We start from the raw sequence: 16,258 nt of genomic DNA on the forward strand, positions 1-16,258 counted from the left end.
AATCCGCTCTTCCATGCTTATGTCGGTATTAATTTTCATCTACGAGAAGCGGAACCTGCCGGAAGCCTTCATCGGTGTGCTGAATGAGACCGATATCGGAGAGGCGGAGGTCCGGAATCACCACGAGGGCAAGCAGCGACAGGGTCATGAAGGCGTAATTCATCGTGCACCCTGCGGACTCCAGAGCTCTGCTGATGGCGCGTGATTGCTCGGCCACGTGCTCAAACGGCTGTGGTGACATGAGGCCGGCCACCGGAAGGGGAAGCGCCGTTGTATCATTTTCGGTAACCACCACGACACCGCCCTGCATGTCTATAACTTTATTGGCGGCTTCAGCCATAAGCGTTTCATCATTCCCGATAACGAGCAGATTGTGCGAATCATGCGCTGTGGTGGAGGCAAGAGCAGCTGGTTTCGTAAACCCGACGTTGGAAACAAGCGCTGTTGCCTGCGTCCCTTGCAGCCCGTGCCGTTCGATCACCGATATCCAGCACACATCTTTGTTCTCCGGCAGGCGGAGCTTCCCGCCGCGAACCGGTACCTCGATATGTTCTTCTTTCGTGTCGACATGGTTTTCCCGCACCTGAATCGCTCTGGCGGTATAGGTACCGTCCGGTCTTCCCGCCGGCGCCTGCACATGAAACTCCTCCGCTTTCACATCGGGGTGCAGATGAACGGATTGCAGGGCTTCTTCAGGCATATCGCTGCTTTCCCAATCGATGAGCATGTCCCCGTTTTCCGCTGCCTCCACACCGGCGGCAATCGTTGTGCGGACATTCACATCACGAAGCGGTCCGTCGAGAATGAGAATATCGGCGAATCTGCCTGGCGTGACAGAACCAATGTCCTGGGAGAGACCGAACCGTTCGGCTGTATTCAAGGTTGCCATCTGAAAAGCAGTGACAGGCGGCACGCCCTGTTCAATGGCATGCCGGACAACAAAGTCCATATGCCCTTCATCGACGAGGGATTCCGGGCTGCGGTCGTCCGTGACAAGCATGAGCCGGCGCGTGTCGATGTCCTGCTCTGTGTAGGCTGTGATCGTCGGCACGACGTCATGCCAGGCCGATCCGCGCCGGAGTTTGGCATACATACCGAGCCGTACACGGTCGATAACTTCTTCAGCACTCGTCACTTCGTGATCGCCGGAAATGCCGCTTGCAGCATATGCCGACATCCGCCAGTCACCGCTCGGCCACGTATAATGGCCGTCTGCCACCCTGCCGGCTTTCAGTGTTTCCTTAATCTCGCCGAGCATTTTCTCATCACCGAAAACAACGCCCGGGAAGTTCATTACTTCACCGAGAGCAGCCATGTCCGGTCCCCACGTGAACGCTTCGGCCACATCACCCGGGCCCAGTTCCGCTCCACTCGTTTCGAATTCACTGCTCGTCGAAGGAACACACGAAGCGGCCTGCATGTAACCGGCCATCGGGGTCTGACGAAGCTCGTCAAGCATCAGACGCAGCCCTTTCATGCCAAGTACGTTTGCGATCTCATGCGCATCAAAAAATCCGCCTGTTGTTCCTTTCGGGAGTACGGCGCGGGCGAACTGCCGCGGCGTAATCTGGCTGCTTTCAATATGGCAGTGGCCGTCAATGAGGCCGGGAGTCACGTAACGGCCGCCGGCATTCACGACTTTCGTGTCCGGGCCTTTAGTGTGCGACGCATTGTATCCAACATAGGCTATACGCTCTCCCTGGACAGCGATGGCAATCCCCGGCTGTATTTCGCCGGACATGACATTGACGAGTCTCGCGTTTTCAATCACGAGTGTCGCTGCTTTATCACCGCGTGCGGTCTTTCCCAGCGTTTCCATATCTTCTGCAAGCGTTCTTCTTGAATCGGCAAATGTCATTGTATTCATCATTTCAGCTCCTTTGTCTTAATCATATTATACGAATGAAAAGCGGAGCTGAAAATAAATCTGTCAGCCTTTTTTCCAACCCTTATGATTCGGCGCGGTACAAACGGATTTTCCAGGCTGCTGATTCGTTTTCAAACACTTTCTCCAGCTCCAGGTTATTGTCTTCGGCATTTTCAATTTCAACTGCAGAGAGAACATATTCACCGCCCATTTCCTTGAACGCCTCCGTACCGAAATCCAGATTCTCTATCGTATACTGGTTATTTTTGGTAAACAGATAATTCTTGCCCAGTTCATCGGAGAAGGCGTAGACGCGGCCGCCCCAGGTATTGTAATAATTCTCAAGGGTGTCGTTTTTCGCCAGTTCTCCCTCGATAATGTTTTCAAATTGATGTTTGTACTCAAGAGGATACATCGTCACATAAAAATCAAGTGTATAGAACCCATTGTACTGCGCCACAGCCGGATGCATTCCGATACTAACCACGCGGTAGTCTGAGGGGTCCTCTCCGATATAATCCTGAATATCGGAAAAAAGATCCTCCGCGTAAAATTCCTCGTAGGACGGATAATCAATGCTCCGGTATTTGAATTCATGGTGTCTGCTTGTTTCCCCGGCAACCTGGCCGATCAAAAGCAGCACAACGAGCACCATGCCGAACTTAATTCTGCGCTGGATCATCATCAGCGAGAGGGCGAAGACGATATACCAAGCCACCACATTCAGAAGGTGGAACCGTCCGAAGTTGAATTCATTAATCAAATCCACAGCGTCTTTCAGCACACGCATGCCTTCCCAGTTCCAAATCGAAATCCAGAACGAAAAGACAACGATCATTAGCAGCAAGGCGGGAATCGCTTTTTCTCCGGGCGTTAACGGGTCCGGCTGCCGCTTTCGTTTCAGCCGCCGGACAGCAATTATGCCAGCCGTGAATAAAAGCGCAAACACCGCGGTGAAAAAGGCAAACGGGTAATGGTACACATAGGAATGGGAATGAGCGTGAAGCAGGTTATTGCCGAAAAAGTTCATCACCGTATCCCAGTCCCGGTACCCCCTGTCAAATTCCACCCGGTGCGGAGTGAATCCCTGACCAAGCAATTCGGCATACACGAGCCGGTACTGCTTGATTAAGTACAAGGCTGTCATCAAAACAATCCCCATAAAAAATGTCCAGTTCGGTTTTTTATACCGGATCGCATCGACGAGCCAGAAAACCCCCATAATGGCCAGGAAAAAGATAAAGGAGACAATGAAACTGGAGTAAAACGGAACAAGGATGAGAATGAGCCAGTTTGTCCAGTGGTTTTTCCGCTTCCGGATATTCAAAAACGCATACAGTACAAGCGGAACTCCCGCAAAACTTAATCCCCCGAACGGCCAGAACGCTGTAAGAGAAAACGCAAGCGCCGTTCCCACGCTGATAAAGGAACCGGCCTTCGTCTGCGGCAGGACATGCTTTTTCAAAAGAAGGAGCATGCCGAAAAAGGCGGTAAAACGCATAAGAAATAAATTCACGGCGTAGGCCGGGAACGGGTCAAACAACGTAAAAAGCAGGGCAAACATGCTCAGCTCAGCACTTAATGCTTCCCGCGGCAGTCCGTTCATGATAGCTGGAATTTCTTTGTCATTTGGTGCAAACAGCACATTGTTCTCCACTAACGTCTTATACCATATTAAATTGGAATCCAGGTTGTCATGAATCCGAAGATGAGCACCTTCCCCCAGAATCACGAGCGGGGAAAGATATGCCAGGATCAGGCCCACACTGATCAGGATCCATGTCCTTTCTCTCATCACTTGTAAAAACTCCTAACCTGTTCTGTGATTTCTTCTATCTGCTCCTGCTGCAGACCGTAAAACATGGGCAGGCGCAGCAGTCGTTCGCTTTCTCTCGTCGTCCAGCGGTCCGTGCCGTGAAAACGGCTGAAACGCCGGCCGGCAGCAGATGAATGCAGCGGTACATAATGAAAAGCCGTGGCAATACCGGCTTCTTTCAACCACTCCACCAAGGCTGTCCGCTCCTCGATACCCGCTGTTTTGATAAAAAACATGTGGGCATTATGTTCACATGCCGCCGGAACCTTGGGCAGTTCGAGCAGGCCGTCTTCCTCCAGCGGACGAAGCTCTTTGGCATACATCTCCCAAGAGGCAAGACGGTCGTTATTAATAGCTTCGGCATGCTGGAACTGAGCATATAAATATGCCGCATTCAACTCTGCCGGAAGATAGGAGGAACCGGCGTCCACCCACGAGTACTTATCCACCTGCCCGCGGAGAAACTTAGAGCGGTTTGTTCCTTTTTCCCGGATAATTTCAGCCTGCTCCTGTTTATCGGATCTATTCAACAGCAGTGCCCCACCTTCTCCGCTCGTGTAATTTTTTGTATCGTGAAAGCTGAAGCACCCGTAATCACCGATCGTTCCGAGTGCCCTGCCTTTATATGTACTCATTACGCCCTGCGCAGCATCTTCTATCACATACATGTTATACCGCCGGGCAATATCCATTATCGTGTCCATCTCGCAGGCAGTTCCAGCGTAATGCACCGGTACAATAGCTTTTGTTCTTTCTGTCACGGCCGCTTCGATTTTTGTCTCATCGATATTCATGGTATCCGGCCGGATATCGACAAAAACAATCTGCGCGCCCCTCAGCACAAACGCATTGGCTGTGGAGACGAACGTATAGGAGGGCATAATGACTTCATCCCCCGGTTCGATTTCCACGAGCATCGCCGCCATTTCCAGCGCATGCGTGCAGGAGGGCGTTAAATAGGCTTTTGTCGTCTTAAATGTCTCCTCCAGCCATGTCTGGCAGGCCTTGGTGAACGGACCGTCCCCGGACAGTTTCCCGTTTGCGAGCGCCTCTTGTATATAATACGTTTCCTCTCCAGTGACTGGAGGCGTATTAAACGGAATCATAATCGGTCGTCCTTTCTGTTACGCGGATTGGCTCATTACGACAATACCGGATACGACAAGCAGCATTCCGATCACTTTGAATGACGTAACCGGCTCGTTGAACAAAAAAATCGACAGAATGAACACAAGCATAAACGACAGGCTCATGAACGGATACGCATAGCTGATATCAAACTTGGTCATTGCCGCCATCCAGCACATCGCTGCCAAAAAGGCAGAAAGAAAACCCGACAGCACAAGCGGGTCCAACAACAGTTTGAGTAAAAATATAATTTTGTCCCATACCTCATCCGGGAGACTGCCGTATTTACCGATACGCCACTTCAGCATGAGCTGGCCGTATACTGTAAATATAACGGTGCCGAAAATATACAAATACCCCATGCCTTAAAATCCTTTCCACCGTTATTCGTTCAATTTATGATAGACATCAACCGCGTCTTTAAATTTAAAACCAAGCGATGCAGTCAGGTTTACCATCGCCAGGTTGGCCGCTGAGATGGAGGTTTTCACTTCTTCATATCCCTCATCGAATAAATTCTGGACGGCTTTGCTCCAAAAGTACTTCGACAGCCCACGGCCCTGATATTTCGGCCAAAAGGCCTGAAGCAGGACCTGATTGCCGGAATACGCGAAAAACCCGGCCAGTTCACCGTCATAGGCGAGGCCCCACACGCCGCCTTCATCATATAACTGACCGAGCCAGTTATCGTAGCGCTGGTCGGCACCGCTTCGATCCAGCATGAAATCGCGGTGGAACCTCCCGTGTTCATAAGCACCCCGTGAGACAGCAATAATATCTTCACGGGGAACCTCTTTCATTAATGTTAATTTATCGTCTTGATACGTGGTGAACTGCTTTTTGGTGCACGTAGGGATAAGCAGTGTATCCGTGTAATAAAAGCCGTGGGCATGCAGCAGGTGCTTGGAATCCAGCGGATCCACCTTAATGGTGAAATGACCCTTCAATGCCTCGCTTTTTTGAAGAGCTTCTTCCGAGTGTTCCAGCAGTTCATACGTTTCCATGCCCAGTGCCCGTTTGTCCCAGGGCGTTTCCCTCAGTATATTATTTGTCACAGCCGCGTCCTCCTATTTCTGTCTGGATGCCGGTATCGGCACCGTTTTTTCTACATTTTTCTCATTAAATCCAACCGATTCCTGAACGATATACAGGGGTCGGTTTTTGACCTCATTGAACACTTTCCCCATGTAAAGCCCGAGAACACCAAGGTTCGCAAACAGCAGGCCTCCTACAAAATAAATTGAGACCATAATACTGGTCCAGCCGGGCACCGGTTCAAACATAAAGAAATATTGGTACATCAAATATAAACCGTAAAGAAGTGCGCCAGTGGAAAGTAAAAACCCGAACTTGATCGACAGCCGCAGCGGTTTGTTGGACTGCGACACGATGCCGTCAATGGCAAGATTCATCAGTTTGGATAAATTGTAGGACGATGTCCCGGAAATCCGCTGCTGGTGTTCCACATCAACAGTCGCTGTCTCAAATCCCATCCACTGGATAAAGAGTGGAAAGTTCCGATTCTGTTCGCGGAGATGCCGGTAATTTTCAATCACTTTCCGGGAGGAGATGCTGTAATTGGCAATCGCCGGGTCGGATGTGTTCTCCGTAAAGTAATCATATACTTTATAAAACAGCTTGGATTCCCATTTTTTCAACTTCGTATCCTCCCGTTCATGTCTACGGGCGAAGACGACATCATATCCTTCAACAGCTTTATCATACAGTTTTCGGATTTCTTCCGGCTGGTCCTGAAGGTCGCAGTCCATCACAACCACCCAGTCTCCGAGGGCTTCATCCAGGCCTGCAGTGATCGCGGTGTGCTGCCCGAAATTCTTGGCAAACTTAATGCCTTTCACCCGTTTGTCTCTGGATGCGAGCTGCTGAATGACACTCCATGACTGATCCGGACTGCAGTCTTCCACCATAATAATCTCATACTGCCACGTGATGGCATCGAGTGTTTCAGTCAGCCGGTTATACAGCTGCATGATGCAGTCTCCGCAGCCGTACACCGGTGTCACAACGGAAAGATGAGGATTATTCGTATTCATCGATATACCACTCCACCGTTTTTAATAGTCCGGATTCAAAATCTTCCTCCGGCTTCCAGCCCAGTTCTTTCTTTATTTTCTCCGCATCTACGGCGTACCTGCGGTCATGGCCGGGCCGGTCCTCTACATACGTGATCAATTCCGTGTAGCTTTCCAGTCCCTGTCCTTCAAGCTTTTCAGCTTTGCGCTCATCAAGCATGGCGCATATTTTTTCGGCAATGTAGAGATTGGTTCGCTCATTATCTCCGCCGATATTATAGCTTTCACCCGCGCCTCCGTTCCAATACGCAAGCTCCACTCCGCGGCAGTGATCGGTGACATAGAGCCAGTCCCGGATATTCTGCCCGTCGCCGTAAATCGGCACCGTTTCCAGGCTCATTGCCTTGCGGATAATGGTCGGAATCAGTTTTTCGTCATGCTGGTTCGGCCCGAAATTGTTCGAACAGTTGGTGATGATGGTATTCAGGCCGTACGTACGGTAATAACTCTGCACAATCATATCCGACCCCGCCTTGCTTGCACTGTAAGGACTGCTCGGCGCATACGGAGATGTTTCAGAGAACATTCCCTCTGCTCCAAGTGTTCCGTATACTTCATCGGTGGAAATGTGATGAAAGCGGGCATCTTCATAGCCGGGATAACACTGGTTCGGGCCCTGCATCCAATAATTTTTGGCCGTATCAATCAAAGTGAACGTGCCATGCACATTGGTCCGGATGAAAGCATCGGGATCTTCAATGGAACGGTCAACATGGGACTCCGCCGCAAAATGGATGACTCCCCGTACATCGTGTTGTTCAAACAGCTTCTCCAGCATCTTCCGGTCCGTGATATCGCCTTCCACAAAGCGATGGTTCGGGAGCCGGTTCAACTGCTCGACACTTTCGGGATCAGCGGCATACGTCAGATTATCCACGTTTAGAATCGTAATACCGGGGTTTCTGCGGGCAAGAGAAGACACAAAATGCTGTCCGATAAACCCGGCTCCCCCGGTAACCATAATCGTTTGTTCGTGTGTCATTATTTCATCAATTCCGTTCTATGGGGATCTTCCTGCTCTGTCATGCCCGAAGATACCGGTGTTCTTTCGACCGTGCGCAGCAGGTATTTTTTATATTCACTGTTTTTCATATCATAAATTCTCTTCAATAAAGAATCGCGGTCCAGGTAATTCATGTAGAACGCAATTTCCTCCAGACATGCTACTTTGAAGCCCTGTCTTTTTTCAACCGTTTGAATGAATTGGGATGCATCAAACAGCGATTCCGGCGTCCCTGTATCCAGCCAGGCAAAGCCGCGGCCGAGAAGTTCCACATTCAGCTTTCCTGCGTCAAGATATGCCTTATTGATATCCGTGATCTCAAGCTCTCCCCGGTCGGAAGGGCGCGCCTCTTTGGCAAGATCAAGTACATCATTGTCATAAAAGTAAAGACCGGTTACAGCAAATTCAGATTTCGGCTGCTTCGGCTTTTCTTCCAGGGACTTCACCCGCTGGTTTTCATCGAACTCAACGACGCCGAATCGTTCCGGCTCACTCACCCGGTACCCGAACACTGTCGCACCTTCCGTGCGGCCTGCTGCCTTTTGCAGCAGCGGGGTGAATCCCTGTCCGTAAAAGATGTTATCCCCGAGCATCAAGGCAACGCGGTCGTTACCGACAAACGATTCCCCGATGGTAAACGCCTGCGCGAGACCATCCGGCGACGTCTGTACCTCGTAAGACAGCGAAATACCGAACTGGCTGCCGTCCCCAAGCAGTTCTTTATAGCGGGGTGTGTCTTGGGGTGTGGAAATGATAAGAATCTCCCGGATGCCCGAAAGCATCAGTACCGATAACGGGTAGTAAATCATCGGTTTATCATACACCGGCAGCAGCTGCTTGGACATACTTTTTGTCATTGGATAAAGTCTTGATCCGCTTCCACCTGCCAGAATAATTCCTTTCATGGGGTGTGACCCTCCTTGATACAGATTCATATAGGTTGTTAACCTTCTATTACCTTTCTTTCATCTTGGGAAACATACGCGCCTGTCGGCATTCTCCCTTACGTTCAGTCTTCGCAGGGAAGCGCTCTTTCATCATAAAAATGAGGAGAAGGTTGTTATGACACGGGATCCAGCGTACCGATCCGTTTATTTTTCTTCTTTAAGCATGGGAAATTAATGTGTCAGCTGTGCGTCGTCCCATCTTTTTTTACATTTTTTTAAATTCATCCACACGATGAAGGAAGGCATGAAAAAGAGAGTCCCCGGAACAGCGGACCCTCTTTTGAAAAACAGGTGGTATATGTACTACGTGTTATCTTGATTTTCATCTGTACAGAAGGGCCGGGGACACCCTCTCTGCATCACCCGGCCTTCTGAAACAACATTAGACTATGTCGAGCGGCTGTTTACGGTCAGGAGCTGGAAAGGCCTGCTCCAATGTCCCGCATTCTTCGTCCGTCAGACGGATGGATGCGGCTTCGGCGTTGTCATACAGATGCTGGGACTGCATGGCTTTTGGAATGGCGAGAATATCGCCGGCCTGTATCACCCAGGCAAGCATAATCTGCGTCGCAGACGCGTCGCGTCCAGCTGCTATCTCCTGAAGATCGGGATGCTCAAGCATTCTCCGGCGCAGTAAACCTCCCTGCGCCAGCGGACAGTATGCCATTACCGGGAAGCGTTTGTCCCGCATCCATGGCAGAAGATCGTATTCAATCCCTCTTGAGCCGAGATGATACAGCACCTGATTCGTCTGACAATACGTGGCGTTGTCTGTTTCCCACAGTTCTTCCATGTCATCAGTGTCGAGATTGGATACACCCCAGCGCCGTATTTTTCCATCACGTTTCAACTTCTCCATGCCTTCCACGGTTTCCTCCAGGGAAAAGCCTCCGCGCCAGTGCAGAAGATAAAGATCCATATATTCCGTTCCCATCCGCTTCAAGCTCTCTTCACAAGCCTGTACCAAACTGGAACCCCCTGCGTTGCCCGGCAGTGCTTTGGAGACAAGGAACGCTTCATCCCGGCGTCCTTGAACTGCTTCTCCTGCAATATACTCCGCGCCGCCGTTTCCGTACATTTCAGCCGTATCAATGACTGTCATACCAAGATCGAGCCCGGTCTGCAGAGCACGGACTTCATCTTTTTTCTGACCCGGCTTTTCTCCCATATGCCATGTTCCCTGCCCGACCACAGGGAGCTGTGTTTCATCCGGGAGAGTCAGTGTCCGTGTCTGCACTGCCTGTCGTATATCCGCTGCATCGTTTCTCATATTCATCCGCCTTTCTAAGCTTTAAAAGGAAAGGAAAACAGGACTGCCTTTTGGTTTAAGACAGCCCTGTTTTTTCATTTATCCCATTTGTGTTCCGCTTTGACCAAGTGTTAAATCCGTCGTCTGCTGGCTGCCGTCCCGGTAGAATGTTACTTCTATGGTTTGATCAATAGAAGCTTGATTGTAAAGGAAGCTCCGAAGATCCTGGCCATTGGTTATCTTGTTTCCATTAATCGACGTAATCACGTCATACTGCTGCAATCCTGCCTGTTCGGCAGCAGAACCCTGCTGTACGCTGTTCACGAAGACACCTTCCTGTACATCCTCCGGCAGGTTCAACGTCTCCTGCCAGTGATAACTTGGAATCTGGGACAGAGAACCAATGGTTACACCAAGTTGAGGGCGTTCCACTTTCCCGTTCTCTTCCAGGTCCTCAAGAATCGGAACAACTGTATTGGAAGGGATGGCAAAACCTATGCCTTCCACCTGGGTCTGTGCAATTTTCATGGAGTTGATACCTATAACCTGACCTTCAATGTTAATCAAAGCGCCGCCGCTGTTCCCTGGATTGATGGCGGCATCGGTCTGCAGCACATCAGAAGTCCAGTCGGACTGGCCGTCTCCGTTCGTATCCACAGGTATGCTGCGGTCGACCGAACTGATAATTCCTTTTGTCACTGTTCCATTGAGGTTTCCAAGCGGGTTACCAATCGCAATCGCAGGTTCGCCTACAGAAAGGGTGCTGGAATCGCCAAATTCCGCAACCGTGTCCACATTTTCCGAACTGATGCGAAGTACCGCAAGATCAGTTAAGGAATCGGACCCGACGACCTCGGCTTCCACCCTGTTCTCATCGGTCAGCCCTACTTCAATCTGATTAGCACCTTCAATAACATGATTATTGGTTACAACAAAAGCCGAATCGCCTTCGGTTTTGTAAATCACACCCGAACCGGCTCCCTGCGTCTCTGAACTTCCTTCCTGCAGCAGACCGCCCTGCTGATTCCGGAAAATACCGACGACTGCGTCAGATACTTCCCCTACCGCGTCGGTCACTCCGCTGGAGACGTCTACACTCTGGACGGACATATCCGTTGTTTCCGGTGCGGAAGAATTTGATATTTCTTCTTGTGAACCGTTGCTGCCGCCGGCCGCATTGCTCGACGACGTGTTATCTCCATAGATAAAAGGTATCACAGCGGCTACAATGAGCGCCCCGATGACGGCACCGATAAAACCGGTGAGACCAGCTTTTCTGCGGTCTTTTTTATAACGCCTGTTTTCATCTGCTGCTGGTTGATGTCTATCTTCTGTCTGCAGTTCCTGATGGTTCGGCTCCTGACTTGTCTGGTCATGATGTTCCTGTGCCTGATTTTCAGGATCAGAATGATTCCGATTTTCATAGCGATCCATGGTTATTCCCTCCCAGTTAGGTAATAGTATGTGAAAAGTATCAGTTATGATGATTTTCTATTTCATACTATATAGGACTTATGTGTCAGCCATATGTTTATGAGAGAAAATTTTTGTCGCTTTTCCGCTCGGTATTTTTATTCCACGATAATTATCGTTTCAAACCGATTCAACGCAGGACCCGTCGAATGATAATCCATTCCAGCAAGCGGGAAGGAATAAGAGGTTTCACGTAGTGATACAAAAAAGCGGAGTTTCCCATTGGATAACGAAGCCTGGGTTTATTCGCTTTCAGGATCTTCTGCAGAACGGATGCCGCTGCTTCGGGATCTGAACTGCCGGAAGCGGCCTCGGATGCTTCGTTTTCAAGATTGGCCGTGAGTGTTTCATATGCTTTATCTGCTTTTGCTCTGCCGCTCAGCGCTTTCTCCCAGATACCGGTTCTGTAGCTTCCCGGTTCAACCAGAGAAACGTAAACTTGAAACGGCTGCATTTCATACCGCAACGACTCGCTGAAGCCTTCGAGCGCAAACTTGCCTGCTGCATAAGCACCCATGCCCGGCAGACCGATGCGGCCGCTGACACTGCTTATGTTAATGATCTGTCCCGCGCGCTGTTTCCGGAAGAGCGGCAGGAGTGCTTTCGTCAGCCGGATAACGCCGAATACGTTTACGTCAAACTGCCGCTGCCACTGCTCTTCCGACAATCCTTCCACCACTCCGCCCTGGCAGTACCCGGCATTGTTGATCAGCACGTCCACAGGCCGGGAACTTTTTTCAAGAAACGTCTGAAGCCGTTCGATGTCACCGGGCTGCGTCACATCCAGCTGCCATACATGAAGGTGTTCCTGTTTTTCGATCTGTTCTGCCTCCTGAACCAGAAACTCCCCCTTTGCCGTATCCCTGACCCCGGCAATGACGTCATATCCCTGCTCGAGCAATGTCCGTACGAATACACGGCCAAAGCCTCCATTGCTTCCTGTTACCACCGCATAGGACCCCATCGTTGTCTCCTTTCTGTGACCCTGCTTACTGCTCGGAATTCTTAATATACTGCTTGACGAAACGGATAAACCAATAGAGAAACACCCACGGAGCAATGATTACGGTAATCCAGAGCAATACTGCTGGAAAAGCAGGGCCAACCGTTTCCGCCCGGAACGACATCGTAATCACAAAAAGGATGACGGCAAAAAAGGTACCGTAGAGCATATATTTCACGATAAACCTCCCCTATGCACTATTTTCTTCTTTTTACCATCTTTAGGATATAAACGAAAACCCCCAGAGCGATTCCAATGAATACGACAAAAAGCATATAGTCAGAACCCGGCTGCGACGGGGAAGCGGAGTCTTCCGGCGTAAACAAGTTTAGAAGCGGCATGATAACCCAGAAAATCAAGGCATAGACAGCAGGCAGAAGGAACAAAAGCTTCTTCATTCTACTATACCGCCGTTTTGGAACGGATAATCCGCCGGGTCGTCGATATAATTCTCGATGGAACGGAACGTCACATTGGTGCCGCCGCTTGTTACATGGAACCCGTCCCGGGTAATGACCGTTCCCTCGAAAGAACCTCCATTAAATGTGACCTCCCCGTTTGGCGCATATAAAAATCCACTGAACGAGAGACCACCGCTGCTTATCGTAATATCCCCTTTACTTACAATAACAGCATTGGAGTAGGTATCGACGTAACGACCAAGATTGTCGTCATAATAGCTTTCTATCCTGATATCCCCGCCATACAGTTTCATGTTTTCAGGCTGCACATTCTGATTATACCCATGGTTGGCGTACCACTGATCACGCTGCGGTTCGGGAACTGCTGCATCCGGTATATCCACCTCCGGTACTGATGTCAGTTTTTTCATTCGGTCTAATATTTCATTCGGATAGTGCTTCGGCGCCTCCAGGTCACCAGTATAAAAAACCGAAGAATTTTCGTTAAAGGAAGGTTTATAACCCAGCTCCACATCACCGTTCACATACACATTGCCATGAATACGGGCGTCTTTCAGCCGGAAGTCACCATTTACATAAACATCTCCGTAAATATTTCTTGATCCTCCCCAAAGTTCAAGGTCACCGTTCACATGAATCTGACCGGGCTCACTTGCAGAGCCAAGACCGGCACTTCCACCGTCGAGTTTGACAGAATCATCGATATAGATATTAGAAACACCGGTAAAGGCGCCTCCATTCAAGTCACTTGTTTCAAGCGGGTCGCGGATAAAAACGGAGCTGCCATCTCCATAAACATTATTACCTCGAAAGGTGAACGAAGATCCGAAAATGAACAGTTCGTTCAGCATTCCGTTAAAATCCCCGCCTCCCTGCTCCGGAGGATCGAGGGTGACGACGGCTCCTTCGTCGGCCTGTGCGGCTTCGATTACGGTATCGATTGTGAAGGTCTGGTTGTTATTGTCGGCGAGGGTGAACTGCACATCGAGCGGTTCTTCCGGATTCATACCTGCACATTCCGGTACACCGGATATGGACGTGTTATCATTATGTATAGAAAGCTCTTCAGTACGAAAGCGCCCATCCGAAAACATATCCTCCGTACAGAGGGAATACGCTTCTCCCTGGTGCCTCTGCCGGAGTTCTGTAACAATAATGTTTGCTTCCTGGCGCAGATTCACATGGGACTGGGTGCGTTCATTGAAATTGATACTGCTCACAAGAACCGTTGTCACCAGGCCAATCACTACAGATGATAAAAGAAGCGTGAGCAGCACTTCAATTAACGTCATCCCGGATGTCTGCCGATAATAGGTATGAAACACGTTTATCCCCGCCGTCCTTGAAATAATAAATGAAAAGGTGACACGATGAAAAAAACCGCCGCTCGTTGCCGTCAGCAGGGATTCACCCTGGTGGAACTGCTGGCTTCCTTGACTATTTTAAGTATTGTCATCATTACTTTCTTAAGCTTTTTTTCGCAGTATACCATGTTTTCCGCCCGCACCGAAGATAAGTTGACTGCCGTTAACGCCGCGGAAGAAGTGTTGTATGAGGTTAAAAACGAACAGAATCAGCCCGATGTGATCCATGTGAATAACAAAACGTATTACCCGGAAGTCCATCTGTGTCAAGCAGACACGGCCGAGCTTGGCAGAGTACACGTCGAAGTGTTTCTTGAGCAGAATATCTCCTCTGCTGAGCCTGTTTCCGAGCTGTACAGTTATGTAGATACAGATAAATACGGCAGTCTGGAGGATGCACCATCATGCCAAAACTGAATGAATCAGGGTACACGATGATCCTCGTCCTTCTTACCGTCACGATCATTGGAATAATGGTACCACCTATCATGTCCAGTATAATGAACAGTTCGTCGCAGTACAACGAAAGTGAAGAAAATATCCAGCGCGGGAAACTGATGGATATGGGAACGATTCGTATCGAAAAAAAGGTGGAGCTGGCCGTGGAGGAAGCAGAAGCAATAGTGGAAGAGCAAACAAGAGAAGGAGAAACAGAAAACCCGGAAGACCGGTTTTTCCGTCTTCTTCAAAACAGGCTGTCTGCATCTGAGGAAACGATAGTACTCAAAGAGGGACAACAGCAGTTCATCCTATCTCACAACGATCCTTCCCGGGAGGGCGGAGACATCACTGTTTCTTATGAAGTGACGCCGTCACTGAACGGTGGAACGGACGAAGTAGAAAGACTGCAGGACACGGTGACAGTAAATGTCTCGCTGGCGGAGGGATGAATCAGGTTTCACCCTCTTCAATATACTGCTTCACATCGGGCGCCCGCCATGCATTGAACTGATCTATCATACGGGAGGCATCGGGTTCCACGATGGCCATCGATCGGTATTTTTCATCCAGAAACTGCTGATTGGTCATGTGATTAAAAAACGCGGCCAGCGGATCATAATATTGGTCAATATTTAATAATCCGAGCGGTTTCTGGTGAAGGCCGAGCTGTCCCCAGGTGAAGATTTCCACGAACTCTTCAAGCGTACCCGGTCCTCCCGGGAGCGCAATGAAACCATCCGCCAGTTCTGCCATTTTGGCTTTTCTTTCATGCATGGAGTCTACGACAATCAAATCATTCAAGCCTTGGTGGGCGATTTCTTTCTCATCCAGCATAGTTGGGATAACACCGGTCACCCGGCCCCCCTCCGCAAGGGCCGCATCCGCCGTCACTCCCATCAGACCAACCGACGCCCCGCCGTAGACGAGCTCAATCCCGCGCCTTGCAAGCTCCTGTCCCAGTGCGGCGGCGCCTTCTTCATATACCGGGGAGACCCCTTTTCTGGAGCCGCAGAATACAGCAATCCGTTCCATATCTGAACACTCCTTTTTCTGCTTGTCCATCATTTTATTCTATTTAACTGTATCAAAAGATATGTTCCATCACCACTCCTTCCTGTTGAAAAAGCTCTGTCATCTGGAACCGGGCTGCAGTTGTTCTGTGCCGCAGCGGTTCTGTGGACACTAAATCACCGGGCAGCACCCGCAGTGTCCACAGACGGATGTACGACAGCTGCAAGAACCTCGCTGGCATATTGGGACTGTTCTGCAGACAGATCCTTTCCGCTCCTGTCCCATCGCTGACACCCCCTTCATAAAAAAAGAGTCTGAGACAAAACTTCTATAAGATAGAAAAATACCGAACGATTTCAAAAAATCGTTCGGTATTTTTCGTTGCTGAGACAAGCCGCTACGCCAAAATGCTTTGCTTTTACTCCAGAGCACAAGGGCGGC

At 49.8% G+C, this 16,258-nt stretch carries 18 protein-coding genes; 2 read left to right on the forward strand and 16 right to left on the reverse strand.

Features of this window, described 5'->3' with window-relative positions:
- Positions 1-28: 28 nt before the first annotated feature.
- The 14 genes from ACFSUB_RS11850 to ACFSUB_RS11915 form a co-directional block, all read right to left on the reverse strand.
- Positions 29-1,870, reverse strand: a complete 1,842-nt coding sequence (locus ACFSUB_RS11850; protein WP_380713465.1) for an adenine deaminase — start codon at positions 1,868-1,870, stop codon at positions 29-31.
- Between the two features lie 79 nt (positions 1,871-1,949).
- Positions 1,950-3,662, reverse strand: a complete 1,713-nt coding sequence (locus tag ACFSUB_RS11855; RefSeq protein ID WP_380713651.1) for a DUF6044 family protein — start codon at positions 3,660-3,662, stop codon at positions 1,950-1,952.
- Positions 3,662-4,789 carry a dTDP-4-amino-4,6-dideoxygalactose transaminase gene (gene rffA, locus ACFSUB_RS11860; protein ID WP_380713466.1) on the reverse strand — a complete coding sequence of 376 codons (1,128 nt, stop codon included), beginning with the start codon at positions 4,787-4,789 and terminating at the stop codon, positions 3,662-3,664. Before rffA ends, ACFSUB_RS11855 begins: the two co-directional genes overlap by 1 nt.
- Positions 4,790-4,807: 18 nt before the next feature.
- A complete protein-coding gene (locus ACFSUB_RS11865; RefSeq protein WP_380713467.1) occupies positions 4,808-5,173 on the reverse strand; it encodes an EamA family transporter in 366 nt (121 codons plus the stop codon).
- 21 nt (positions 5,174-5,194) lie between these two features.
- The gene (locus ACFSUB_RS11870; RefSeq protein WP_380713468.1) at positions 5,195-5,866 is read right to left on the reverse strand and encodes a GNAT family N-acetyltransferase; all 672 of its coding nucleotides are present in this window, start codon (positions 5,864-5,866) and stop codon (positions 5,195-5,197) included.
- A 12-nt stretch (positions 5,867-5,878) separates the two neighbouring features.
- Positions 5,879-6,865 carry a glycosyltransferase family 2 protein gene (locus tag ACFSUB_RS11875; protein WP_380713469.1) on the reverse strand — a complete coding sequence of 329 codons (987 nt, stop codon included), beginning with the start codon at positions 6,863-6,865 and terminating at the stop codon, positions 5,879-5,881.
- The gene (gene rfbB, locus ACFSUB_RS11880) at positions 6,852-7,886 is read right to left on the reverse strand and encodes a dTDP-glucose 4,6-dehydratase (protein ID WP_380713470.1); all 1,035 of its coding nucleotides are present in this window, start codon (positions 7,884-7,886) and stop codon (positions 6,852-6,854) included. The genes ACFSUB_RS11875 and rfbB overlap by 14 nt, the downstream gene beginning before the upstream one ends.
- Positions 7,886-8,812 carry a glucose-1-phosphate thymidylyltransferase RfbA gene (rfbA, locus tag ACFSUB_RS11885; protein WP_380713471.1) on the reverse strand — a complete coding sequence of 309 codons (927 nt, stop codon included), beginning with the start codon at positions 8,810-8,812 and terminating at the stop codon, positions 7,886-7,888. Before rfbA ends, rfbB begins: the two co-directional genes overlap by 1 nt.
- Before the next feature lie 424 nt (positions 8,813-9,236).
- The gene (locus tag ACFSUB_RS11890) at positions 9,237-10,124 is read right to left on the reverse strand and encodes an aldo/keto reductase (protein ID WP_380713472.1); all 888 of its coding nucleotides are present in this window, start codon (positions 10,122-10,124) and stop codon (positions 9,237-9,239) included.
- 78 nt (positions 10,125-10,202) lie between these two features.
- Positions 10,203-11,537, reverse strand: coding sequence for a S1C family serine protease (locus ACFSUB_RS11895; protein WP_380713473.1), 1,335 nt, complete (start codon positions 11,535-11,537; stop codon positions 10,203-10,205).
- A gap of 169 nt (positions 11,538-11,706) precedes the next feature.
- Complete coding sequence (locus tag ACFSUB_RS11900) at positions 11,707-12,540, reverse strand: SDR family NAD(P)-dependent oxidoreductase (RefSeq protein ID WP_380713475.1); 834 nt, start codon at positions 12,538-12,540, stop codon at positions 11,707-11,709.
- A 25-nt stretch (positions 12,541-12,565) separates the two neighbouring features.
- Positions 12,566-12,757 (reverse strand): hypothetical protein, encoded by a 192-nt coding sequence (locus ACFSUB_RS11905; RefSeq protein WP_380713476.1) that lies wholly within the window; start codon positions 12,755-12,757, stop codon positions 12,566-12,568.
- Between the two features lie 19 nt (positions 12,758-12,776).
- The gene (locus ACFSUB_RS11910) at positions 12,777-12,977 is read right to left on the reverse strand and encodes a hypothetical protein (RefSeq protein ID WP_380713477.1); all 201 of its coding nucleotides are present in this window, start codon (positions 12,975-12,977) and stop codon (positions 12,777-12,779) included.
- On the reverse strand, positions 12,974-14,293 hold the full coding sequence (locus tag ACFSUB_RS11915) for a hypothetical protein (RefSeq protein ID WP_380713478.1): 1,320 nt from the start codon (positions 14,291-14,293) through the stop codon (positions 12,974-12,976). The genes ACFSUB_RS11910 and ACFSUB_RS11915 overlap by 4 nt, the downstream gene beginning before the upstream one ends.
- Positions 14,294-14,371: 78 nt before the next feature.
- Here ACFSUB_RS11915 and ACFSUB_RS11920 point away from each other — a divergent pair, with 78 nt between their 5' ends.
- Positions 14,372-14,782 (forward strand): type IV pilus modification PilV family protein, encoded by a 411-nt coding sequence (locus tag ACFSUB_RS11920; protein WP_380713479.1) that lies wholly within the window; start codon positions 14,372-14,374, stop codon positions 14,780-14,782.
- Entirely contained in the window at positions 14,770-15,255 is a 486-nt protein-coding gene (locus ACFSUB_RS11925; RefSeq protein ID WP_380713480.1) for a hypothetical protein, read from the forward strand. Before ACFSUB_RS11920 ends, ACFSUB_RS11925 begins: the two co-directional genes overlap by 13 nt.
- Position 15,256: 1 nt before the next feature.
- On the opposite strand, the gene ACFSUB_RS11930 is transcribed toward ACFSUB_RS11925, so the two are convergent.
- Both ACFSUB_RS11930 and ACFSUB_RS11935 read right to left on the reverse strand, forming a co-directional pair.
- The gene (locus ACFSUB_RS11930; protein ID WP_380713481.1) at positions 15,257-15,838 is read right to left on the reverse strand and encodes an LOG family protein; all 582 of its coding nucleotides are present in this window, start codon (positions 15,836-15,838) and stop codon (positions 15,257-15,259) included.
- Between the two features lie 52 nt (positions 15,839-15,890).
- On the reverse strand, positions 15,891-16,058 hold the full coding sequence (locus ACFSUB_RS11935) for a hypothetical protein (protein ID WP_380713482.1): 168 nt from the start codon (positions 16,056-16,058) through the stop codon (positions 15,891-15,893).
- Positions 16,059-16,258: the final 200 nt, after the last annotated feature.

The sequence above is a fragment of the Salibacterium lacus genome (genome assembly GCF_042684865.1).
In the GTDB taxonomy this organism is placed as follows: Bacteria; Bacillota; Bacilli; order Bacillales; family Marinococcaceae; genus Salibacterium; species Salibacterium lacus.